The 20412-nt window shown below is 67.2% G+C and carries 22 protein-coding genes; 8 read left to right on the top strand and 14 right to left on the bottom strand.

The window, feature by feature from the left end; genetic code table 11:
• Positions 1-5: 5 nt before the first annotated feature.
• The 6 genes from ACO2RV_RS11915 to ACO2RV_RS11890 all read right to left on the bottom strand — a co-directional run bounded on the left by ACO2RV_RS11915 (position 6) and on the right by ACO2RV_RS11890 (position 8928).
• Positions 6-2186, bottom strand: a complete 2181-nt coding sequence (locus ACO2RV_RS11915; RefSeq protein WP_423293138.1) for a transglycosylase domain-containing protein — start codon at positions 2184-2186, stop codon at positions 6-8.
• A 125-nt stretch (positions 2187-2311) separates the two neighbouring features.
• The gene (locus tag ACO2RV_RS11910; protein ID WP_423293136.1) at positions 2312-5110 is read right to left on the bottom strand and encodes a [protein-PII] uridylyltransferase; all 2799 of its coding nucleotides are present in this window, start codon (positions 5108-5110) and stop codon (positions 2312-2314) included.
• A gap of 206 nt (positions 5111-5316) precedes the next feature.
• Positions 5317-5886 carry a PRC-barrel domain-containing protein gene (locus tag ACO2RV_RS11905; protein ID WP_423293134.1) on the bottom strand — a complete coding sequence of 190 codons (570 nt, stop codon included), beginning with the start codon at positions 5884-5886 and terminating at the stop codon, positions 5317-5319.
• Between the two features lie 136 nt (positions 5887-6022).
• Positions 6023-6514 carry a hypothetical protein gene (locus ACO2RV_RS11900; protein ID WP_423293132.1) on the bottom strand — a complete coding sequence of 164 codons (492 nt, stop codon included), beginning with the start codon at positions 6512-6514 and terminating at the stop codon, positions 6023-6025.
• A 279-nt stretch (positions 6515-6793) separates the two neighbouring features.
• A complete protein-coding gene (locus ACO2RV_RS11895) occupies positions 6794-8116 on the bottom strand; it encodes a sensor histidine kinase (protein ID WP_423293131.1) in 1323 nt (440 codons plus the stop codon).
• A gap of 8 nt (positions 8117-8124) precedes the next feature.
• The gene (locus ACO2RV_RS11890) at positions 8125-8928 is read right to left on the bottom strand and encodes a response regulator (RefSeq protein WP_423293129.1); all 804 of its coding nucleotides are present in this window, start codon (positions 8926-8928) and stop codon (positions 8125-8127) included.
• A 195-nt stretch (positions 8929-9123) separates the two neighbouring features.
• Between ACO2RV_RS11890 and ACO2RV_RS11885 the strand changes: the two genes are divergently transcribed.
• Positions 9124-9363 (top strand): NepR family anti-sigma factor, encoded by a 240-nt coding sequence (locus ACO2RV_RS11885; RefSeq protein ID WP_423293127.1) that lies wholly within the window; start codon positions 9124-9126, stop codon positions 9361-9363.
• A complete protein-coding gene (locus tag ACO2RV_RS11880; RefSeq protein WP_423293125.1) occupies positions 9360-9914 on the top strand; it encodes a sigma-70 family RNA polymerase sigma factor in 555 nt (184 codons plus the stop codon). Before ACO2RV_RS11885 ends, ACO2RV_RS11880 begins: the two co-directional genes overlap by 4 nt.
• Before the next feature lie 230 nt (positions 9915-10144).
• Here ACO2RV_RS11880 and ACO2RV_RS11875 read toward each other — a convergent pair whose 3' ends face one another.
• From ACO2RV_RS11875 to ACO2RV_RS11865, 3 genes are all read right to left on the bottom strand, one after another.
• Entirely contained in the window at positions 10145-10324 is a 180-nt protein-coding gene (locus tag ACO2RV_RS11875; RefSeq protein WP_423293123.1) for a DUF1328 domain-containing protein, read from the bottom strand.
• 120 nt (positions 10325-10444) lie between these two features.
• A complete protein-coding gene (locus tag ACO2RV_RS11870) occupies positions 10445-11344 on the bottom strand; it encodes a LysR family transcriptional regulator (RefSeq protein WP_423293121.1) in 900 nt (299 codons plus the stop codon).
• Positions 11345-11485: 141 nt separating this feature from the next.
• Positions 11486-12679 (bottom strand): DNA recombination protein RmuC, encoded by a 1194-nt coding sequence (locus ACO2RV_RS11865; RefSeq protein ID WP_423293119.1) that lies wholly within the window; start codon positions 12677-12679, stop codon positions 11486-11488.
• 114 nt (positions 12680-12793) lie between these two features.
• On the opposite strand from ACO2RV_RS11865, the gene def reads away from it, so the two are divergent.
• Genes def through ACO2RV_RS11850 form a run of 3 tightly spaced genes read left to right on the top strand, consistent with a single transcriptional unit; the run spans position 12794 to position 14733 of the window.
• The gene (def, locus tag ACO2RV_RS11860; protein ID WP_423293116.1) at positions 12794-13339 is read left to right on the top strand and encodes a peptide deformylase; all 546 of its coding nucleotides are present in this window, start codon (positions 12794-12796) and stop codon (positions 13337-13339) included.
• A 30-nt stretch (positions 13340-13369) separates the two neighbouring features.
• A complete protein-coding gene (gene fmt / locus ACO2RV_RS11855; protein WP_423293114.1) occupies positions 13370-14287 on the top strand; it encodes a methionyl-tRNA formyltransferase in 918 nt (305 codons plus the stop codon).
• Positions 14284-14733, top strand: coding sequence for a GNAT family N-acetyltransferase (locus ACO2RV_RS11850; RefSeq protein WP_423293112.1), 450 nt, complete (start codon positions 14284-14286; stop codon positions 14731-14733). Before fmt ends, ACO2RV_RS11850 begins: the two co-directional genes overlap by 4 nt.
• Before the next feature lie 24 nt (positions 14734-14757).
• Here ACO2RV_RS11850 and ACO2RV_RS11845 read toward each other — a convergent pair whose 3' ends face one another.
• On the bottom strand, positions 14758-15393 hold the full coding sequence (locus ACO2RV_RS11845) for a peroxiredoxin (RefSeq protein ID WP_423293110.1): 636 nt from the start codon (positions 15391-15393) through the stop codon (positions 14758-14760).
• Between the two features lie 225 nt (positions 15394-15618).
• On the opposite strand from ACO2RV_RS11845, the gene ACO2RV_RS11840 reads away from it, so the two are divergent.
• A complete protein-coding gene (locus tag ACO2RV_RS11840) occupies positions 15619-15876 on the top strand; it encodes a YMGG-like glycine zipper-containing protein (RefSeq protein ID WP_423293108.1) in 258 nt (85 codons plus the stop codon).
• A 107-nt stretch (positions 15877-15983) separates the two neighbouring features.
• Here the strand turns inward: ACO2RV_RS11840 and ACO2RV_RS11835 are convergent, their stop codons facing one another.
• Entirely contained in the window at positions 15984-16610 is a 627-nt protein-coding gene (locus tag ACO2RV_RS11835) for a S24 family peptidase (RefSeq protein WP_423293106.1), read from the bottom strand.
• Between the two features lie 150 nt (positions 16611-16760).
• Between ACO2RV_RS11835 and ACO2RV_RS11830 the strand changes: the two genes are divergently transcribed.
• Together ACO2RV_RS11830 and ACO2RV_RS11825 are read left to right on the top strand one after the other, a co-directional pair.
• Positions 16761-17123, top strand: coding sequence for a DUF952 domain-containing protein (locus ACO2RV_RS11830; protein WP_423293104.1), 363 nt, complete (start codon positions 16761-16763; stop codon positions 17121-17123).
• 3 nt (positions 17124-17126) lie between these two features.
• Positions 17127-18203, top strand: coding sequence for a quinone-dependent dihydroorotate dehydrogenase (locus ACO2RV_RS11825; protein WP_423293102.1), 1077 nt, complete (start codon positions 17127-17129; stop codon positions 18201-18203).
• Here the strand turns inward: ACO2RV_RS11825 and ACO2RV_RS11820 are convergent.
• The 3 genes from ACO2RV_RS11820 to ACO2RV_RS11810 form a co-directional block, all read right to left on the bottom strand.
• Complete coding sequence (locus ACO2RV_RS11820; protein ID WP_423293100.1) at positions 18200-18712, bottom strand: c-type cytochrome, methanol metabolism-related; 513 nt, start codon at positions 18710-18712, stop codon at positions 18200-18202. The genes ACO2RV_RS11825 and ACO2RV_RS11820 overlap by 4 nt on opposite strands.
• An 84-nt stretch (positions 18713-18796) precedes the next feature.
• Positions 18797-20137 carry an MATE family efflux transporter gene (locus ACO2RV_RS11815; protein ID WP_423293098.1) on the bottom strand — a complete coding sequence of 447 codons (1341 nt, stop codon included), beginning with the start codon at positions 20135-20137 and terminating at the stop codon, positions 18797-18799.
• 4 nt (positions 20138-20141) lie between these two features.
• Positions 20142-20411 carry a DUF6460 domain-containing protein gene (locus ACO2RV_RS11810; RefSeq protein ID WP_423293096.1) on the bottom strand — a complete coding sequence of 90 codons (270 nt, stop codon included), beginning with the start codon at positions 20409-20411 and terminating at the stop codon, positions 20142-20144.
• Position 20412 lies beyond the last annotated feature (1 nt).

Raw genomic sequence — 20412 nt, 5'->3', positions numbered from 1 at the left:
CGGCCTCAGCTGCGGCCGAACAACTTGTCGATCAGCCAGTTGTCGAGGCCGGGGCGTGGGGCGGCGGGAGCCGCCTGCGGGCCGCCGGTGACCACGGGCTCTTCCGGCACGTCGCCCGGCGGGGTGACGCCCGGCGGCAGGTAGCTGCCAGCGCCGGGAAGCGCGACGGGCGGCATGTCCTTGTGCGCGGCCTTCATCACCTGGCTCCAGATCTCGACCGGCAGCCCGGAGCCGCCGGCCTTCCTGGTCGGCGAGGAATCGTCATTGCCGATCCACACCGCGGTGACGAAGCGGCCGGTATAGGCGACGAACCAGGCGTCACGATAATCCTGGCTGGTGCCGGTCTTGCCGGCGGCGGGCCAGCCCGGCAGGTCGGCGCGGCGCGCGGTGCCGGTGATCAGCACGTCCTGCATCATGCGGTTCATCATGGCGACGTGCGGCGGGGCGACCACGACGCCGCGGCTGGGCTCGGCATAGGAGAACAGCATCTTGCCGGTCTTGTCGCGCACGCGGGCGATGACATGCGGGGTGACGCCGATGCCGCCATTGGCGAAGGGCGCGTAGGCGCTCGCCATTTCCAGCACCGAGACCTCGGAGGTGCCGAGGGCGATGGAGGCGTTGGGTTCCAGCTTGGAGGCGATGCCGAGCCGGTGCGCGGTCTTCACCACCTCGGGCGGGCCGACTTCGAGCGCGAGGCGTACCGCCACCGTGTTGAGCGAGAGGGCGAGGGCGGTCTTGAGATCGACGGCGCCGCGATATTCGCGCGAGAAGTTCTCCGGCTTCCAGCCCTTGAGCTGGATCGGCGCGTCCTCGCGCACCGTCTCCGGGGTGAGGCCGCGCTCCATCGCGGTGAGGTAGACGAAGGGCTTGAACGAGGAACCGGGCTGGCGCCGGGCGGTGACGGCGCGGTTGTACTGGCTCTCCTCATAGGAGCGCCCGCCCACCAGCGCGCGCACGCCGCCATCGGTGTCCATGAGCACGATGGCGCCCTGCTCGACGCCGAGCTTCTTGCCGCTCTTGGCGAGTGCGTCCTTCAGCGCCTTGTCGGCGGTCGCCTGCAAGGCGGGGTCGATGGTGGTCTGCACCACCACATCGTGCTCGATCGGGCCGATCAGCGTCTTGAGCTGCTCCATCACCCAGTCGGCGACATAGCCGAAGGAATCCGGCACCTGCGACTTCACCAGCACGGCCGGGCGGGCCAGCGCGGTCTTCTGCATTTCCGGTGTGATGAAGCCGGCGTCCTCCATCGCTGCCAGCACCACCTCGGCGCGCTGCTGCGCGCCCTCGAGATTGCGCGTGGGGGCGAGGGCGGAGGGCGACTTGACGAGGCCGGCGAGCATCGCCGCCTCCGACAGCGTGACCTGCCGCGCCGACTTGCCGAAATAGCGCTGGGCCGCGGCCTCGACGCCATAGGCGCCCGCGCCGAAATAGACGCGGTTCATGTAGAGTTCGAGGATCTCGTTCTTGGAGTATTTCGTCTCCAGCCAGATCGAGAGGATGAGTTCCTGCACCTTGCGCGAGAGCGTGCGCTCCTGGGTGAGGAACAGGTTCTTGGCGAGCTGCTGGGTCAGCGTCGAGCCGCCCTCGCGCAGGCGCCCGCGTGTCAGATTGACGAACACCGCGCGGGCGAGGCCGATGGGGTCGAGCCCGTGATGCGAATAGAAGCGCCGGTCCTCGATGGCGACGAATGCCTGCGGCAGATAGGGCGGCAGAGCGCGCAGCGGCACGCTGGCGCCGCCCATCTCGCCGCGCGTGGCGATCGCCTTGCCGTCGGCGCCCTCGATGATGACCGTCGGCGGCCGCTCGGGAATGGCGAGGTTCTGGATCGGGGGGAGTTGGCTCGCCTCATAGGCGATGAGGCCGCCCAGCGCGATGACGCCCCAGATGCCGAGCACGACGGTCCAGTAGAATAGCCGGGTCAGCAGCCCGCGCTTCGGGCTGCGCCGGCGTCTGCCGCCAGAGCCGCCGCGCGCCGTGCCGGTGGCGTTGCCCCTGGAGCTACCCTTGGCCGCGCCGGCGGAAGAACCCTTCTTCGCCTTGGCGCCGCCGCCGGAGCTGCGCTCGCGGGCCATGGGGGCGGCACCGAGGGTCGGGCGGTCGTCAGCGGTGAGACGCAGATCGGCTCCACCACCGCGTGCGCTCAGCACCGGCTCGTGCCGCTCGACTTCGCCTCGACGTCCGAACATGAAACGCGTGAATCCCCTATGCCCACCGGTAAACGAACTCTAAATCGCGTCGTTTAAGCGGGGGTTAAGGGGCGAGATTGGGGCGCCCGCGACAAGCCTCTCATGCGGCTCGGCCAATCCCGCACTTACGCAGCGTTCGCCTCATCGTCGGCGTCGAGCACCTGCAAGAGAGCACGGCGAATGGCGGAGTGGCGGGCCGCGCCGATGATCTTCGCGCCCATCAGGTCGGTGACGTAGAACACGTCCACCGCCCGCTCGCCGAAGGTCGCCACATGCGCGGAGGCGATGTTGAGGTTCAGCCGCGAGAGGGTCTGCGTCAGGCCGTAGAGCAGGCCGGGCCGGTCGAGGCCGGAGACCTCCACCACCGTATGGCGGTTCGACCAGGAATTATTGAGCGTGACCTCGGGCTCGACGGTGAAGGCGCGCGGGCGCTTCGGCAGCTTCTTGGCGACGACCTCCGGCAAACGGATCTCGCCGGAGAGCGACTTCTCGATGGCGGCGGCGATGCGGTCGGCGCGGCGGATCTCGTCCTCGTCGAGCTCGAAGGCGCGGGTCAGCGAGATGGTGTCGAGCGCGCGCCCGTCCGTCGTGGTGCTGATCTGCGCATCGACGATGTGCGCACCCGCGCTGGCGCAGGCGCCGGCGATGACGGCGAGCAGCTTGGGGTGGTCGGGGGCGAAGACGGTCAGCTCGGTGATGCCGCGCTTGGCATCGGTATGGGAAGCGGTGGCGAGCGCCCGGCCCTGCGCCTCCGCGTCCAGGATGAAACGGGCATGCGCCACCTGCTGTTCGCGGTCGGTCTGCAGCCAGTAGGTCGGGTAGTGCCGGCCGAGATAGGCGTCGAGCGCTGTGGCGCCCCATTCCGGCAGGGCGTTGCGGAATTCGGCCTGCGCGCGGGCGACGCGCTGGCTGCGGTTGCTCTCCAGGAAGCCGCCGGTAACGACCGGCTCGGTCTCGTAATAGAGCGTGCGCAGCAGCTGCGACTTCCAGTTGTTCCACACGCCCGGCCCGACGGCGGCGATGTCAGCGGTGGTGAGGATGTGCAGCAGCTTCATGCGTTCGAGGTTCTGCACCACGGCGGCGAAGTTCTCGATGGTCTTGCGGTCGGACAGGTCGCGCGACTGCGCGATGGTCGACATGGTGAGGTGCTGCTCGATGAGCCAGGCGACCGTATCGGTATCGCTCGCTGACAGGCCGAAGCGCGGGCACAGCTTGCGCGCGACGCGGGCACCGGCGATCGAATGGTCTTCCGGCCGACCCTTGGCGATGTCGTGCAGGAACACGGCAACATAGAGCAGCGTGCGGTTCTTGATCTGCTGCGCCAGTTCGTTGGCGAGGCCAAACTCCGGCCGATCGCCGCGCTCGATCTTCGCCAGCACGCCGATGGAGCGGATCAGGTGCTCGTCCACCGTGTAGGAGTGATACATGTTGAATTGCATCATCGCCACGATGCGGCCGAACTCCGGCACGAAGCGGCCAAGCACGCCGGTCTCGTTCATCCGCCGCAGCACGATCTCGGCGGTGTCGCGTGCGCAGAGAATGTCGAGGAACAGCCGGTTCGCCTCCGGGTTCTCGCGCAGCTGCTGATCGATCAGCTTGAGCGAGCGGGTGGCAAGGCGCATCGCATCCGGGTGGAAGGCGAGGCCCTGCTTGCCGGCGAGCTGGAACACGCGGATCAGGTTGACCGGGTCGCGGCCGAAGGCGCTGGCGTCGGCGACATTGATGCGGTCATTGTCGACGATGAAGTCGCGGCTTTCCTTCAGCGTGCGGCGCGGGGTGCGGCGCAGCCGGGCGATCATGCGGTTGAGGCGCGGCACCGGCTTGTCGTGCCGCTCCTCCAGCGCCGCCGAAACGATGGCGGTGAGATCGCCCACATCCTTGGCGACCAGGAAATAGTGCTTCATGAAGCGCTCGACGTCGCGCATCCCGGGATGGGACACGTAGCCGAGCCGCTCAGCCATTTCGCGCTGAAGGTCGAAGGACAGGCGCTCCTCGGCCTTGCCGGTCAGGAAATGCAGGTGGCAGCGCACCGACCAGAGGAAGTCCTCGCAGCGGCGGAAGATCTTCGCCTCGTCGGCGGTGAACACGCCGGCGGCGACGAGGTCGCGCGTCTCGTGGACGCGGTAGACATATTTGGCGATCCAGAACAGCGTGTGCAGGTCGCGCAGGCCGCCCTTGCCGTCCTTCACATTCGGCTCGACGACATAGCGCGACTGGCCGGCACGCTTCAGCCGGTCCTCGCGCTCGGCGAGCTTGGCGGCGACGAACTCAACCGCCGTGCCCTGCACGACTTCCTTGTCGAAGCGCTGGACGAATTCGTCGAACAGCGATTTCTCGCCGAGGAGGAGGCGGGCCTCCAGCAGCGCCGTGCGGATGGTCATGTCGCCGCGCGCCTGGCGGATGCACTCGTCGACCGAGCGGGTGGCGTGACCGACCTTCAGGCCCATGTCCCACAGCACATAGAGGATCGCCTCGGCGACGCTCTCGCCCCAGGCGGTCTGCTTGTAGGGCAACAGGAACAGGATGTCGGTGTCCGAGCCCGGCGCCATCAGGCCGCGGCCATACCCGCCGACAGCGACCACCGCCATGCGCTCGGCCGTAGAGGGGTTGTCGGAGCGGTAGAGAAACTTCACCGCCAGTTCGTGGACAAGCTGGATGATCTCGTCCTGCAGGCGCGAGAGGCGCTCGGCACAGCGCCGCCCCGAGCCTTCCTCCATCAGCCAGCGCTGGGCGACGGCGTGGCCGTTCTGGTAGGCGGTCTTGAGACGGCGCGCCATCTGCCCGCGCAGTTCGATCTCGCGGCCTGCCTTGCCGTCGCCGAGCACCTGCACCGCAAGCCCGGAAAGCTCGCCGCGCATGGCGTCGATATCGAAGAGTTCCTTGAACGCATGGTCGGCGCGGCGGCGGCGGGGAGATTCGTTCATGTCGGGGTCCGGCTGATCGGTCCATCGCTTTAGCCGATCCTGTCGTCCGCGTCATCGTGCGCGGAGATCGAGGCCGCGCGCGAGTTGCCCAAATGCCGCGCCAAAACGCGACATGCCCGGCGCGGTGGCCGGGCATGTCCATCGTGACGAGAGGGGCAGAGCCCGCTTCGTCGCTACCGGGGAGGGGGCTCGGGGGAGCCGCCCGCTCAGTTGGTCTTGGCGGCGGCGTCCGAGGTCTCGCTGCGCGCCTGCTCCAGCGACTTGAATTCGGGAGCGGAGTTCAGCTCTTCCTTGGTGAGCGCCACCACGATCTTCTGGCCGTCATCGGTCGGGGTGGGGGTCAGGCTGTCGAAGGACACCGCGACCGGCTTGGCACCGATGCCGAGGAAGCCGCCGACATCGATCACCGCCGCGACGATGCTGCCGTCACGCTCCACCACCACATCGGAAATCGAGCCGAGCTTCTCGTCGGTCGAGGTCACGACATCGGTGCCGATCAGATCGGAGCCCAGCCACTGGCCGCTCGACTGCGCACTCACGAACTTCGGGGTTGCGGTGACGGCGGTGGGAGTGGCCGCGCTGTTGTCCGGCATGGCGCTCGGCGCGGTGGAATTCGGCATCTCCGCGGCCGGGGCCTGCGGGGTGCCGGCGTCCGGGGCGACCGGACTGGCGGCTGGGGGAGTGGTCGTTTCGGGCGTCGGGCTCTGCGCCAGGGCAACCGCCGGGGCGAGCGACAGGGCGGCGACGGCCGTGAGGGTCACGAGCTTGTTGGTCATCGTCTTTCTCCTGTACTGAATGCGGTATTTATTTCTTCACGATCTGATAATCGATCGCATGTTGAGACAACATTCAGGACAGGGTCGAGTTCCGTTAATTATTCAAAATAATGAACTTAGGAGCTGTACTATTATATTACTCCAAGTCTCGGATCATCGCTGCGTCTGCGATGCAAACCGTCAATTCGTCGGTCGCGAGATTGGCCCGTGTCGCGCCTATCGACGAAAGGCAGCCCTTGGGCGTCGCGCGTGCCGGCCGGGTCGGGACAGGGTCGGCCGGGGTTATCCGGATGGGGCGCGAGATCGACGGCGTGATGGTTTCGGCGGTCACGCGTTCCGCGAGTGAACCATCGGGCGTCGCGGGCTCGGATTTGGCCACCATGGTGGAGCTGTCCGGCGCCACGGGCGTGCGGATGTCGAGCCGGGATCCCTTGGCGGTCCGGTTGATCATGTGCGATTGGATCGGGAGAGCCGGCGGGCCGTAAAGGCTGACCACGGGCGGCGTCATGCGCGCACCCGTATTGGCGCCGAGCGCCACGGCCGCCAACGGGATGGCGAGCGCGAAGCCCGAGGCCGCGCCGAGGAAATAGAGTGAAGCGCCGCCGGCGGCGCGGACCAGAGCCTTCATCACACAACCTCCACCAGCCATTCGCTGCACGGAAGACGGAACGAATCCCTCCATCACGGCGAGAGCCTAACGCTCTCGCCGGACTGTTATCCGCGAGCGACCATATTCGTGAGAGCCTTAGGCAAGCGGCACGCAAAACGACGTCCGCCGCTGCCCGTCAGCTTATGGTTAAACGCGCGTAAGGAATTTCGGTTCCGCGCGGCGCATTGCCGATCTGCGCGTCCGATTCCCGTTCGCCAGCGGCCGGGATCGATCCACGCGACGCGGGCGGTGCAAAAGCTAGCGGCCGGGGAGGAGATGCTGGTCGGGCACGGAAATGAAGCAGCGCAGTCCGGACGGGGCGAACTCCACGTCCACCTTGCCGTCGAGCGCGCGGGCGAGGTTGCGCTCGATGACCAGCGAACCGAAGCCGCGTGATTTCGGCTCGACGACGGCCGGGCCGCCCTTTTCCGTCCAGGAAAGTTCGAAGCCGCCGCCGGCCTCGGGCTGGCGCCGCGCCCAGGTGATGGACACGTGGCCGCTCGGCATCGACAGTGCGCCATATTTGGCGGCGTTGGTGGACAGTTCGTGCAAAGCGAGGCCGATATTCTGCGCGGCTTCCGGCTTCAGGAAGATGTCCGGGCCGGTCAAGCTGACCTGGCTGTTCTCCCGGTCGATGTGATGGCCGAGCTGGGAACGCACCATCTCCGTCAGGGAGGCGCCGTGCCAGCCTTCCTGCACCAGCAGGTCGTGCGAGCGGGCGAGCGCCTGCAGGCGGGCGCTGAAGATCTCGACGAACTCGTCGATGGAGCCGGCGTGGCGGGCGGTCTGCCGCGCCATGGCCTGGATGACCGCCAGCAGATTCTTCGAGCGATGGGTCAGTTCGCGCATCAGCAGGCGCAGATGCTGCTCGTTCTCCTTGCGCTCGGTGACATCGACGGCGGCGCCGGTCAGTCCGACCGTGGCGCCCGAGAGATCCCGCAACGGTTCGATGTGCAGATCGTACCAGCGCCGGGCGCCGTCCTCCTCGACCTCCATCTCACCTTTGCGCGGCTCGGTTTCGGTCAGCGCCTCGCGCTTCAGCAGGTTGAGCGACTGCGAGCGCAGCTCCCCAAGAAGATCGGCGTCATTGGCGCCGAGCACCTGCTCCACCGGGACGCCGAACAGCGGCTTGCTCACCGAGGTATAGCGAAGCTCGCGGTCCTGGGTGAATATCGCCACGTTGGACCCTCGCAGCGCCAGTTCATAGCGCTGCAGGACGGTGGCAAGCTCCAGCGTCAGACGGCGCTGCTCGCGCACGACATGGGTGGGCAAGGGCAGTTCCGTCAGCGCGCGCAGATTGGTCCACAGCGCGATGGCGCCGACCAGGTTCAATACGGCGAGGCCGATCCGTACCAGGGATTGCAGCCACGGCACGCCGCCATTGTCCATGGTCGCCAGCACGGAAAGCAGGGCGAGCATGGCGAGCAGGGCCGCCAGGACATAGCCCAGAAACTTCATGCGCCCGGAAAGCTCCGGGCGCCGGATGATCAGCAGCATGACGCCGCACGCGATGGCAAGGCACGACAGGACGGTGATCCAGCGCGCGCCATCGTCGATGAGACCTACGTCGATCGACAGCATTTATTTGATCACGCGGTGGCGCGCTGCTCCCGCGGACGCGCCTTCCGTTCGAAGAACAACGCTTGGCTGATGACTGCCGCGACCGTGGAAGGCTGAAACGGCTTGGCGATGAGGAAGGCCGGCTCCGGCCGGATGCCGGTGAGGAAGCGCTCGGGATAGGCGGTGATGAAAATCACCGGAACCTCGACGTTTTCGATCAGCTCGTTCACCGCATCGAGCCCCGAGGAGCCGTCGGCCAGCTGGATGTCGGCAAGGATGAGGCCGGGTGCCTTGCGGCGCGCCAGATTCACCGCCTCGGTGTGGGTGCGGGCGATGCCGGTCACGCGATGGCCGAGACCCTCGACGAGGCCTTCGAGATCCAGCGCGATGAATGGCTCATCCTCGATGATGAGCACGTCGGTCGCGATCTCGGCCGCCAACTCACGACCGGCATCCTCAACGAGATGGCGCAATGTCGGTACGTCGATCTCGAGCACCGCGGCGGCATCTTCCTCATTGAAGCCCTCCAGCGACACCAGCAGGAACGCTTGCCGCACGACGGGCGTTATATGGCCGAGGCGCCGCTCTCCCTGGATGGGAGGCGAGACGGGATCGACTTCGGAATTGATGGATACCGAGTCCCACAGCCGCGTGAGCAGGCGGTAGAGCGCCACCCGCGCATCGACGTTGCGATCGAGTGTGGAAGGATCGGCGACCAGCGTTTCCAGCAGAGCGGTTACGTAGGTATCCCCCGCGGACTGACTTCCGCTGAGCGCACGGGCGTAACGGCGCAGAAAAGGCAGATGCTGCGCAACAAGTTGCGAAGTGCTCACACGCGTCTCCCCAGATGCAAAAGGCAAGCGACCGTTAACGTGCCATGAAGTGGACGGTTCCATAATGGGGGAAAAATTAATTTCGAAAATCGTCCTGCTCCCGGAACCTGCCTGCCGCTCCGTCGTTATGGGTTGGCAAGGTGCGACGGAGCCAACCTCTTTCCTCTTGGGGGCTCAATGTCGGGAAAAGAGAAGATGAATGAAGAGCAGACCGGGGGGCACACCGCCAGCGCGGAAACCCTGACCAACAATCATGCCGGCGCGGTGAGTGGCACCGCGCTCGGCAGCGATATTCAGGCGAAGATCGGCCAGCATTTGCGCGCCATGTATGATGACGTCGTGCGTCAGGGCGTGCCGGACCGGTTCATGGACCTGCTTTCGCGGCTCGACGATGCGGACGACGGCTCCTCTGGAACGGGGGGAGGTCGGCGGTGAGCAAGTTCGACCCGGCGCTGCGCGACGAGATCATCGCCGCCATTCCGAATTTGCGGGCTTTTGCCATATCGCTCAGCGGCAATGTCGACCGTGCCGACGATCTCGTGCAGGAGACACTACTGCGCGCTTTCGCCAATATTTCCAGCTTCCGCGTCGGGACCAACCTCCCGGCCTGGCTGTTCACCATTCTGCGCAACCTGTTCCGTTCGGAATATCGCAAGCGCCGGCGTGAGGTTCCCGATTCCGACGGAGCGTTCGCGGCCACGCTGACGACCAATCCGGACCAGGACACGCATCTGGACTTCGAGGACTTCCGCAGCGCGCTGGACAAGCTGCCGCCGGACCAGCGCGAGGCGCTTGTTCTGGTGGGGGCTTCGGGCTTCTCCTATGAGGAGGCTGCGGATATCTGTCAGTGCGCGGTCGGTACCATTAAAAGCCGCGTCAACCGGGCGCGCCGGCGGCTCGGCGAGTTGCTCGCCATCGACGATGTCGGCGACTTCGGTCCCGATACGACGATGCGGGCCGTCATCATTGCCGGCGAACGGGTCTGAACCCGGCCACCCCAATTTTTCATCACCGTAAATGTTGAATGGCCGGGTCGCGATAGCGGCCGGGTGTGGGACGCGCTTGTGTTGAATGCACGTGTCTTGAATGCACGTGTCCTGCCCGCAGCTTTCGCTTTGTCGGGCGACATCGGTAAGACCCGAACGAAAAGAGCCCCCGGCCGTGCTGCCGGGGGCTCTTTCCTGTCGCCATGGTGTCTTCCCCCGCGTCTGCCCGATCAGGGCATTCGGCTCGACCGGCCGCGGAACAGGCCGACGACGGCCGAGACGAGGAACAGGATGATGGCAACGAAGAAGATGATTTTGGCGATCTCGATCGCGGTGCCGGCGATGCCGCCGAAGCCGAGCACCGCGGCAATCAGCGCGACGACGAGAAAGGTAAGCGCCCAACCCAGCATCGGATAAGCCTCCACGCATATTGGCGGCGGTTGCCGCCCGATGGATGTTGGCGGCGCGATGCCGCCCGTTGTGACGACACAACGAACGGGCGTGCGTGAGGTTCCCCGCCGTCGCCGGCGTCAGATGCGTGCCGTGAGTTCGGTTGTGATGGCGCGCGCCTCCTGAATCAGGGCGGTAACGATCGGCGTCATCGGCTCGCGGTCGAGCACCACGAGACCCATCTGATGCAGCACTTCCGGCTCCTCGATCGGGATCGAGCGGATATTGGGCGGGAAGGCGAACACGTCCGCCAGCGTCTTGGCGACGACGCTGGCCCATTTGCCGGTGCGCACATGCGAGAGCAGGGCAATGGTGGAGTTGGCCTCCAGCATCGGCGTCGAGGTGTGGCCGGCTTCCTGCAACTGCTTGTCGACGATGCGCCGGTTCTGCATGTCCGGGGTGAGCAGGCACAGCGGCACCTGGCCGATCTCTTCCCACGTCACGCGGGCGCGGTCGCCGAGCGGGGCGTCGACGGACGTGAGGAAGCGGTAGCCCTCCTTGTAGAGCGGGAAGGTCTTGAGCCGGCCGACGGGGTCGTTGTCGAGATAGGTGATGCCCGCATCCGCCTCGAGATTCTCGATCAGCCGCAACACCTCGTTGGAGGAGGCCGACATCAGGGTGAAGCGCACATCCGCATGCTTCTCGTGGAACGGCGTGGTGAGCTCGGAGAGCATCGGCATGGCGGTGGGGATGGCGGCGATGCGCAGATGGCCACTGAGGCCCTTGCGCATGCCGGCGATCTCCTGGCGCATGGCGCGCACATCGCCGATCACCCGGCGGGCCCATTGCAGCGCGCGCTCGCCCTCCGGAGTGAAGCCGATGAAGCGTGAGCCGCGCTCGACGAGGCGCACGCCGAGCTGTTCCTCGAGCTGCTTGAGGCCGGCGGAGAGGGTGGGCTGGGTTACGCCGCAGGATTCGGCGGCGCGGCCGAAATGACGCTCCTTGGCGAGGGCGAGCAGAAGTTCGAAACGGTCGATCACGCAGACGCTTCCTGAACAAGGACGATAGAAAGATTCTATCAGACTATCAGAAAGCCTTTCATCTGCGAATTGGAGGGAGGAAAGACAAGGGGAGACATGGCCGCGCAGGGGAACTCGGCTGCGTGCGCGCGGCGCGCCCCTCTACTCCGCGGCGCCGCGCAGGCCGAGCGGCGCGGGGAGCGGCTCATCGGCGGCCGTGTCAGAAGGCCCATCCGCCTCGAATTCGAGCTGCTCGATGCGCGTGCCGCGCCGGGCGATCTTGTCGGCGGAGGTCAGCGCCTGCGCCACGTCGTCGTTCACCTGCCCGAAGTGCTTCTGCAGATTGCCAACGCGGTCGCGCAGGCGGATGACGTCGGCGACCAGCCTGCCGCATTCGGCGCGGATGAGGTCGGCCTGCTCGCGCATGCGCGCATCCCTACAGATGGCCTGCACCACCTGCACCGCCAGCATGAGCAGCGAGGGAGAGACGAGTATGACGCGGGCGCGGAAAGCGCGCTGGATCACCTCGTCGAAATGCTCGTGCAGTTCGCCATAGACGGATTCGGATGGCACGAACATCAGCGCGACATCCTGCGTCTCGCCGCTGACGAGGTAGCGCTCGGCAATGTCGGTGATGTGCCGGGTGACGTCGGTCTTCAGACGCGTTTCAGCCTGCTTGCGCGCTTCCGGCGTCTGCGCCTCGCGGAAGGCGGTGACGGCCTCCAGCGGAAACTTGGAATCGACCAGCAGCGGACGCTTGTCGCCCGGCAGGAAGATGGCGCAGTCGGCGCGCCGTCCATTGGTCAGCGTGTGCTGGAAGGCGAAACTGTCGCGCGGCAGCCCGTCCGCGATGATGGCCTGCAGCCGGCCTTCGCCGAAGGCGCCGCGCGCCTGCTTGTTGGACAGGGTTTCGCGCAGGCTCATCACCTGCCCCGACAATTCGCCGAGGCTGAGGCGTGCCTGGTCCACGAGGGCGAGGCGTTCATTCAGCTTGGCGAGGTTCTCATGCGTCGCCTCGCTGGAGCGCGCGAGGCTCTCGCCCATGCGGTAGGAAGAGGCGTCGAGCCGCTCGGCGACCGCGCGGGCGAGCTCGCCCTGGCGCTGCGCCAGCAGCTCGGTCATGGATTGCACGCGGCCGATGGTTTCCGCCTGGGTGCGGGCAAGAGCGGCAAGCCGCTCCTCCAGTTCGTCGGCGCGCCGGGCCTGCTCGTCCGCCTCCACGGCGTTCTGCCGCGCGCTGCGCGAGACTGCCCGCAGCACGGCGAGCAGCAGCAGGAAGCCGAGCGCCGCCGCGCCGGCCGCCGCTTGCGCCAGCGTGACGGGATGGCTGCCGAAGACGAACAGGACCTGATCCATCGTATGGCTTCTAGCAGATTTGGCGATGTGTGCGAACAGAAAGTGAACATAATCCCCCGCGACACGGCAACTCGCTCCGTTGACCGCGCGCGGGCCAACGCTTATCTGAACGGCATGTCGATACGTCCGCTTGTCATCATCCCCGATTCCCGGCTGCGGCTGATTTCCGATCCCGTTATGCGGGTGGATGCGCGCGTGCGCGCCATCGTCGAGGACATGTTCGAAACCATGTACGACGCGCCCGGCATCGGGCTGGCGGCGATCCAGGTCGGCATTCCCGAACGCATCATCACCGTCGATGTCGCCAAGCGCGAGAGTGACGACGAGGGCGAGGAAGAGAAGAAGAACCCGATCGCGCTGATCAATCCCGAGATCATCGGCGCCTCCGAGGAACTGTCGGTCTATTCCGAGGGCTGCCTGTCGATCCCGGAATATTATGCCGATGTCGAGCGCCCGGCGCAGGTGAAGGTCCGCTACATGGATCTGAACGGCGAGACGCAGGAAATCGATGCGGACGGCCTGTTCGCCACCTGCGTGCAGCACGAGATCGACCATCTCAACGGCGTGCTGTTCATCGACCACATCTCGAAGCTCAAGCGCGACCGGGTGATCAAGAAGTTCACCAAGCTCGCCAGGGACAAGGAGCGCGACGGGGCCTGAGCCCGCGCCGCGCCGGCCGAAAGGGCCCGCATGCGCATCGTTTTCATGGGCACGCCGGACTTCGCCGTGCCGACGCTGGCGGAGATCGTCGGCAGCGGCCATGAGGTGGTCGCCGCCTATACCCGCGCGCCGGCGGCGGGCGGGCGGCGCGGGCTCGACCTCGTGCCCTCGCCGGTGCATCGCGCGGCGGAAAAGCTCGGCGTGCCGGTGCTCACCCCCTCGACGCTGCGCACCGACGAGGCGGCGGAGGCCTTCGCTGCGCATGCGGCGGACGTCGCCGTGGTGGTGGCCTATGGCCGCATCCTGCCACAGGCGATCCTCGATCTTCCCCGACTTGGCTGTCTCAACGTGCACGCCTCGCTGCTGCCGCGCTGGCGCGGGGCCGCGCCGATCCAGCGCGCCATCATGGCCGGGGATGCCGAGTCCGGCGTCGCGGTGATGAAGATGGAGGCCGGGCTCGATACCGGCCCGGTCGGCCTCATCGAGCGCGTCGCCATCGGACCTGACATGACGGCGGGCGAATTGCACGACCGGCTGATGATCGTCGGCGGCGACCTTATGGGCCGGGCGCTGGCGGCGCTGGAGCGGGGCGCGCTGAACTTCACGCCGCAGCCGGAGGACGGCGTCACCTACGCCGCCAAGATCGAGAAAAGCGAGACGCGGATCGACTGGCAGCAGCCGGCGCGCAAGGTGCACGACCATATTCGCGGCCTCTCGCCCTTTCCCGGTGCGTGGTTCGACCTCGGCGGCATGCGGGTGAAGGTCCTGCGCTCGACGCTCGGTGCCGGTGCAGGAAGGCCGGGCGAGGTGCTGGACGACAGGCTCACCGTTGCGTGCGGGGAGGGCGCGGTGCGGCTGGTCGAGGTGCAGAAGGCCGGTAGCCGCGCCCTGGCGGCGGAGGAGTTCTTGCGCGGTGTCGAGCTTTTCAAGGGCGCGGTGCTGGCATGAGCACCATTCGCGCCCTCGCGCCGGACGACCACGCGCTCTGGCTTCCGCTCTGGCAGGGCTATCAGCGCTTCTATGATGTGACGATCCCCGAGGCGGCCAGCCTTACCACCTGGCAGCGGCTCAATGATGAGGCCGAGCCGATGTGGGGTGCGCTCGCCATGGATGGCGACGGGCAGGCGCTGGGGCTCGTGCACTACATCCGCCATCGCACCACCTGGACGGAAGGCGACTATTGCTACCTCAACGACCTGTTCGTCAGCGAGGCCGCGCGGGGACGAGGCGTGGGGCGCGAGTTGATCCGCCATGTCTATGGCGCGGCGCGGGCCATGGGCTGCTCGCGGGTCTACTGGCTGACCCACGAGACCAACACGGCCGCCCAGCGACTTTATTCCGGCGTCGCCGAGCGGTCGGGCTTCGTCCAGTACCGCAAGCGGCTCGACCCGTAGGCCGGGCCGCGCGGGTGGTGCGGTTCACTTGCCCGGCTGGGCGACCACGCGCAGATACGGCTTCAGCGTCTTCCAGCCGCCGGGGAACTTCTCCTTCGCCGCCTCGTCGCTCACCGAAGGGACGATGATCACGTCGTCGCCGTCCTTCCAGTTCGCCGGGGTGGCGACGGCATGCTGGGCGGTGAGCTGCAGCGAATCAATCACCCGCAGGATCTCGTCGAAGTTGCGGCCCGCGCTGGCGGGATAGGTAAGTGAGAGTTTCAGCTTCTTGTCCGGCCCGACGACGAACACCGAACGCACGGTCATGGTGTCGGAAGCGTTGGGGTGGATCATGTCGTAGAGGTCGGCGATCTTGCGGTCCTGGTCGGCGATGAGCGGGAAGTTCGGGGCGTAGCCCTGCGTCTCCGCGATGTCCTGCGCCCATACCTCATGCGCGCTGAGCGGGTCGACCGACAGGCCGATGACCTTCACGTTGCGGCGGTCGAATTCCGGCTTCAGCCGCGCGACCTGACCGAGCTCGGTGGTGCAGACGGGGGTGAAGTTCTTCGGATGGGAGAACAGCACGCCCCAGGAGTTACCCAGCCATTCATGGAACTTGATCGGGCCTTCGGTGGTCTCGGCTTCGAAGTCGGGAACGACGTCTCCCAGACGGATGGTCATGGCTGCCTCCAGGCAAGGTCACGCGGTTACGAAGAGAATAAAATACAGAAAATATATGTACGTATTATGATAATCCGTCTTCAGCGCCGTAGGAAGGGCGGTTCGCCTAAGTGCGGTACCGGAGGAACCGGGAGTAGCCCGGCGCGTTACCGACATGGAGTTCGAGCGGCCAGCCCCGGGGGCGGCCATTCATGAGCCCGTCGGGCCAGTGTGGAGAGGAAGAAAATGCTCAAGGTCCTTGTGATCTCTGCCGTCGCACTCAGCGCCGCCGCCTGCACCACCACGGAGCGTCGCACCGCGGGTGGTGCGCTGATCGGCGGCGGCACCGGCGCGATCATTGGCGGCATTGCCGGCGGCGGCACCGGCGCGGCGATTGGCGCCGGCGTGGGTGCTGCGACGGGTGCCGTGGTCGGTGCGGCGACCTCGCCCCGCGAATGCTGGACGCGCGACCGTTGGGGCAACCCGATCGCCGTGCGCTGCTGATGGCGCGGGGCTCCGCGAGCAAGCCCACGATAAGCCAAGTCTAGGGAAGAAGAACGGCCCCGCCTTTGGGGCCGTTCCTTTGTGCGGTTGCCGGCTCGCCCGGCGGCCTACTGGCTCGCCCACAGCACGCGGGCGATCCAGGCGATGTCCTTCTCCTGCAGCATCCGGTCGGCATGCTCGGGGTTGAGCGAGCGCAGTTCGAGCGTCCGGGCGGTGCGGCGCTTCAGTTCCTTCGCCAGCACCTCACCCTCGCGGGTCTTCACAATGACGCGGTCGCCGCGGCGCACCGGGGCGGCAGGAGAGACGACGACGAGGTCGCCGTCGCGATAGAGCGGCAGCATGGAATCGCCGGATATCTCCAGCGCATAGGCGTGCTCGTCGCCGACATCGGGAAAGGCGATCTCGTCCCAGGAGCCACCGACGGGAAAGCCGGCATCATCGAAATAGCCGCCCCCGCCGGCCTGCGCGAAGCCGATGAGCGGGATGGCGCGCCGGGCGGCTGCCGTGTCGTCCAGCAGCGCCATGAAGTCGTCGAGCGAGGCGCCGGTCGCGGCGAGAATCTTGGCGATGCTCTCGGTGGAGGGCCAGCGCGCCCGCCCGTCCTGCTGTTCACGCTTGGAGCGGTTGAAGCTGGTGGGATCGAGGCCCGCACGCTTGGCGAGCGCCGAGACGCTGAGACCGTGGCGCTCCGCCAGCCGGTCGATGGCCCGCCAGATCTGGGCGTGGGTCAGCATGGCGACTCCCGAGCGACGGAATTTTGTCTATGTGATAGGAATTAGAACCTATTTCGGCCAAAGTCCAGAGGGCCGGCGTTGCCAGCCGGCAAGGCGCCCGCTACAGCCTGCGCGGCGCCCTCATCTGCGCCATGACCGACGGGGCGGCCCATGACCGGCATCATCACCGACTTCATCTACAAGATCGCGCCGCGTGCGCTCTGGCAGGCCGCCGAGGCCGCCGGCCGCTTCGACGGCGCGCCGGTGGACCACGCCGATGGCTTCATCCATTTCTCCACCGCGGCGCAGGTCGCCGAGACGGCAAGCCGGCACTTTGCCGGGCAGCATGACCTCGTGCTGGTCGCCATCCGCGCCGCCGCTCTCGATCCCGCGGCGCTGCGCTGGGAGCGCTCGCGCGGAGGTGCGCTGTTTCCCCATCTCTACGGGTCGCTCGGCCTCGACGCGGTGGCATGGGTGCGCCCGCTCCCCCTCAGTGCGGATGGCCGGCACATCTTTCCCGAACTCGAAGGCTGATCCATGAGCGCGCTTCTCGACCTCGCCTTGCCCTTCGCGCGGCTCATCGATCCGGAGACCGCGCATGGCCTCGCCATCCGCGCGCTTTCCTGCCTGCCGTCACGCCCGGCGCCGACGGACGATGCGCGTCTCAAGGTCCCGGCCTTCGGCCTGACATTTCCCAACCCGGTGGGTCTTGCCGCCGGCTTCGACAAGGAGGCCGAGGTGCCGGACGCGATGCTCGGCGCCGGCTTCGGTTTCGTCGAGGTCGGCACCATCACGCCGCGGCCGCAGCCGGGCAATCCGCGTCCGCGCAATTTCCGCCTCGTCGAGGACCGCGCGGTGATCAACCGCTACGGCTTCAACAGCGGCGGCCATGGGCCGGCGAAGGCGCGCCTCCTTGCCCGCAAGGGCCGGCCGGGAATCGTCGGCGTGAATGTCGGGGCGAACAAGGAGTCGGCTGACCGCGCGGCGGATTATGTCGCCGGCATCGAGGCCTTCGCCGGCCTCGCCACCTACTTCACCGCCAACGTCTCCTCGCCCAACACACCCGGCCTGCGCGACCTGCAGGAGGAGAGCGCGCTCGACGATCTGCTCGCCCGCGTGATCGAGGCGCGCGAACGCGTTGCGCCGGGCATTCCGCTGCTGCTGAAGATCGCTCCCGATCTCGCCCTCGCCCATCTCGACGGCGTGGTGCAGGTGGCGCGCCGGCGCGGCATTGACGGGCTGATCGTCTCCAACACCACCATCTCGCGGCCGACCACGTTGCGCTCGTTCCACAAGGGGGAGACCGGCGGACTTTCCGGCCGGCCGCTTTTCCCGCTGGCGACCCGCATGCTGGCGGAAACCTATGTCCGCGTGGAGGGCGCCTTCCCGCTGATCGGCGCGGGCGGCATCGACAGTCCCGAGACCGCCATCGCCAAGATCGAGGCGGGGGCGAGCCTCATTCAGCTCTACTCCGCGCTGGTCTATGAAGGCCTCGGCCTCGTGCCGCGCATCAAGCAGGGGCTGCTGGCGCGTCTTACGAAGGAGGGGACGAGCCTTGCCGCGCTTACCGGGCGGCGGGCGCGGGACATGGTGGCGGAACCTTTCCCCGGCTAACCCATGCAGGCGTCTTCCGTCGCGCTGTAGCCGGCGGGCTTCGGCGCGTTGTTCTGTGGCTGGCCGCGGCCGAGCGCGCCGTCGGAGCGCGCCCGGAGATAGACGAAGATGGCATCGAGGAAGCACATCACGTTCGGATTCGTCCCGAAGGCCGGCATGACGAGGTCCTGGCTCGCGCTGACGTTCTTCTTGCCGTTGGTGACGGTGTCGACGAACTGGCTGTAGTTCAGCGTCTGCAGCGCATCCACCAGCGAGGGCGCGAAGCTGGAGCCGAGCCCGTCCGGGCCGTGGCACTGCATGCAGTTCGCGGTGTAGCGGATGTAGCCGACCGACGTGTACCAGTCGACAGTGCCGTCCTTGTCGATCTTGAAGGTCGGGTTGCCCTGGCTGTCGCTGTACTCGCCATCGGTGGAGCTCGTCGCGGCCGGATCGCCCGATCCGTCAGCCTCCACCTGGATTGTCAGCAGCAGCAGAATGCCGGCGATGGCGGCGCCCGTTCGCATATGCATGCGTCTCTCCCATGCGCCCCGGCTTCTTGTTTTCCGGCGTGAAAGGCCGGGACGAGCCGATCCTCCCGCCCGCCGGGCCGAGGGTCAAGCGGGAAGGGAGCCGGCGAAGGTTCGCCGCTCCAGCGTCGGCATGCGCAACGCCTGGAACAGGCCACGTCCGGCCATGAAGGCGAGATAGGCGAACCACAGTCCGGTATTGCCGAGCGGCAGCGTCAGCCACCAGACGAGGAAGTACAGCGCCACGGCCGGCAGCATCATGTTGCGCATGTCGCGCGCCCAGGTGGAGCCGGTATAGATGCCGTCATAGGCGAAGGCGGCGACGCCGATGAGCGGGGTCAGCGCGGCAAGTGGTAGGAATTCCCGCCCCACCGCCCGCACGTCCGGATTGGTGGCGAGCACATCGATGAAGGCGCCACCCGTGGCCATCAACGCGAGCGTGGCCGGCGCGGCGAAGCCGAAACCCCAGGCCAGCGTCATGCGCACGGCACGGCGAAAACCGGCATGGTCCCTTGCCCCCACGCTCTGGCCGCACACCTGTTCGGCGGCGGTGGCGAAGCCGTCGAGGAAGAAGGCGGTGACCATCACGATGTTGTAGAGCACGGCGTTGGCGGCCAGCGTCACGTCGTCGGTCCGCGCGCCCTGCGCGGTGAAGAACACCAGCACGGCCATCAGGAGGCCGGTGCGGATCATGATGTCGCTGTTGACCGCCGCGGTCTCGATCATGCGCTTGCGGTCGAGCACGATGCGCCACGGCACGCGCCAGTTCGCGCCCATCAGCCGTGCGGCGGCCGCCAGGCCGAAGAGGGTGCCGGTGATCTCGGCCAGCACATTGGCGAGCGCGGCGCCGACGATGCCGAAGTCCCAGTGGAGCACCAGCAGCACGGTCATGCCGGCATTCACCACGGCGATGAGTATCTGCAGTCCGAGGCCGATATCGGTGCGGGCAATGCCGATCAGCCAGCCGAGCACGACGAAATTGCCGATGGCGAAGGGCGCGGAAAGGATGCGTACCGAGAAATACAGCGCGGCCGCCTCATGCACGCCCTCGCCCGTTCCCATCAGCGCGAAGGCGGCGTGGCTGAACGGCACGCTGAGCACGATCAGCGTGAGGCCGATGGCGAGGGTGATGAGCAGCGCGCGGTAGAGCACGGCACGCAGCTCCACGCTCTCGTCGCGCCCCAGCGCCTGCGCGGTCAGGCCCGCCGTGCCCGCGCGCAGCGAGCCGAAGACCCAGAACACGAAGTCGAACAGCAGGGCACCGACGGCGACCGCGCCGAGTAGCACCGCGTCGCCGAGCCGGCCGATGGCGCCGGTGGCGACGAGGCCGAGCAGCGGCGTCGTCATCTGCGCCAGCGTTGCCGGCAGGGCGATGGCGAGAAAGCGACGGGAGGTGACCTCCACCCGGCCGGCCGACGCGAAATTCACGAAGTCACCGGCCCCGGCTGGCGATGCGGGTGATGAGCCAGAGCGGGATGACGATCACCGCGCCGAGCACGATGTAGCGCCAGAGCCGCTCGACGGTGTCGAAGCCGAAGCTGAACAGGTGGCGCACCAGGCTCTCCAGGCTCGACAATATGTTCATCGGGTCGAGGCCGAGAGCGGAGAGGATGACGCCGACCACCAGCGAGAGCAGCAGGAGACGAACGAGCACCCAAAGGGGCGACCCACCTATCCAGCGGGCGAACTGGTTATCGGCCATG

This window comes from Ancylobacter sp. VNQ12 (assembly GCF_049445835.1).
GTDB lineage: Bacteria > Pseudomonadota > Alphaproteobacteria > Rhizobiales > Xanthobacteraceae > Ancylobacter.
This window is presented reverse-complemented; position numbering and strand designations above follow the sequence as displayed.

Bases quoted from the DNA above. Each gene is read 5' to 3' on its own strand.
- ACO2RV_RS11835 (WP_423293106.1), bottom strand. From the start codon at position 16,610: ATGCTGACCCACGCCCAGATCTGGCGGGCCATCGACCGGCTGGCGGAG.
- ACO2RV_RS11915 (WP_423293138.1), bottom strand. From the start codon at position 2,186: ATGTTCGGACGTCGAGGCGAAGTCGAGCGGCACGAGCCGGTGCTGAGC.
- ACO2RV_RS11900 (WP_423293132.1), bottom strand. From the start codon at position 6,514: ATGAAGGCTCTGGTCCGCGCCGCCGGCGGCGCTTCACTCTATTTCCTC.
- ACO2RV_RS11810 (WP_423293096.1), bottom strand. From the start codon at position 20,411: ATGGCCGATAACCAGTTCGCCCGCTGGATAGGTGGGTCGCCCCTTTGG.
- ACO2RV_RS11895 (WP_423293131.1), bottom strand. From the start codon at position 8,116: ATGCTGTCGATCGACGTAGGTCTCATCGACGATGGCGCGCGCTGGATC.
- ACO2RV_RS11905 (WP_423293134.1), bottom strand. From the start codon at position 5,886: ATGACCAACAAGCTCGTGACCCTCACGGCCGTCGCCGCCCTGTCGCTC.
- ACO2RV_RS11845 (WP_423293110.1), bottom strand. From the start codon at position 15,393: ATGACCATCCGTCTGGGAGACGTCGTTCCCGACTTCGAAGCCGAGACC.
- ACO2RV_RS11825 (WP_423293102.1), top strand. From the start codon at position 17,127: ATGAGCGCGCTTCTCGACCTCGCCTTGCCCTTCGCGCGGCTCATCGAT.
- ACO2RV_RS11850 (WP_423293112.1), top strand. From the start codon at position 14,284: ATGAGCACCATTCGCGCCCTCGCGCCGGACGACCACGCGCTCTGGCTT.
- ACO2RV_RS11885 (WP_423293127.1), top strand. From the start codon at position 9,124: ATGAATGAAGAGCAGACCGGGGGGCACACCGCCAGCGCGGAAACCCTG.
- ACO2RV_RS11875 (WP_423293123.1), bottom strand. From the start codon at position 10,324: ATGCTGGGTTGGGCGCTTACCTTTCTCGTCGTCGCGCTGATTGCCGCG.
- ACO2RV_RS11865 (WP_423293119.1), bottom strand. From the start codon at position 12,679: ATGGATCAGGTCCTGTTCGTCTTCGGCAGCCATCCCGTCACGCTGGCG.
- fmt (WP_423293114.1), top strand. From the start codon at position 13,370: ATGCGCATCGTTTTCATGGGCACGCCGGACTTCGCCGTGCCGACGCTG.
- ACO2RV_RS11840 (WP_423293108.1), top strand. From the start codon at position 15,619: ATGCTCAAGGTCCTTGTGATCTCTGCCGTCGCACTCAGCGCCGCCGCC.
- ACO2RV_RS11910 (WP_423293136.1), bottom strand. From the start codon at position 5,110: ATGAACGAATCTCCCCGCCGCCGCCGCGCCGACCATGCGTTCAAGGAA.
- ACO2RV_RS11830 (WP_423293104.1), top strand. From the start codon at position 16,761: ATGACCGGCATCATCACCGACTTCATCTACAAGATCGCGCCGCGTGCG.
- ACO2RV_RS11820 (WP_423293100.1), bottom strand. From the start codon at position 18,712: ATGCATATGCGAACGGGCGCCGCCATCGCCGGCATTCTGCTGCTGCTG.
- def (WP_423293116.1), top strand. From the start codon at position 12,794: ATGTCGATACGTCCGCTTGTCATCATCCCCGATTCCCGGCTGCGGCTG.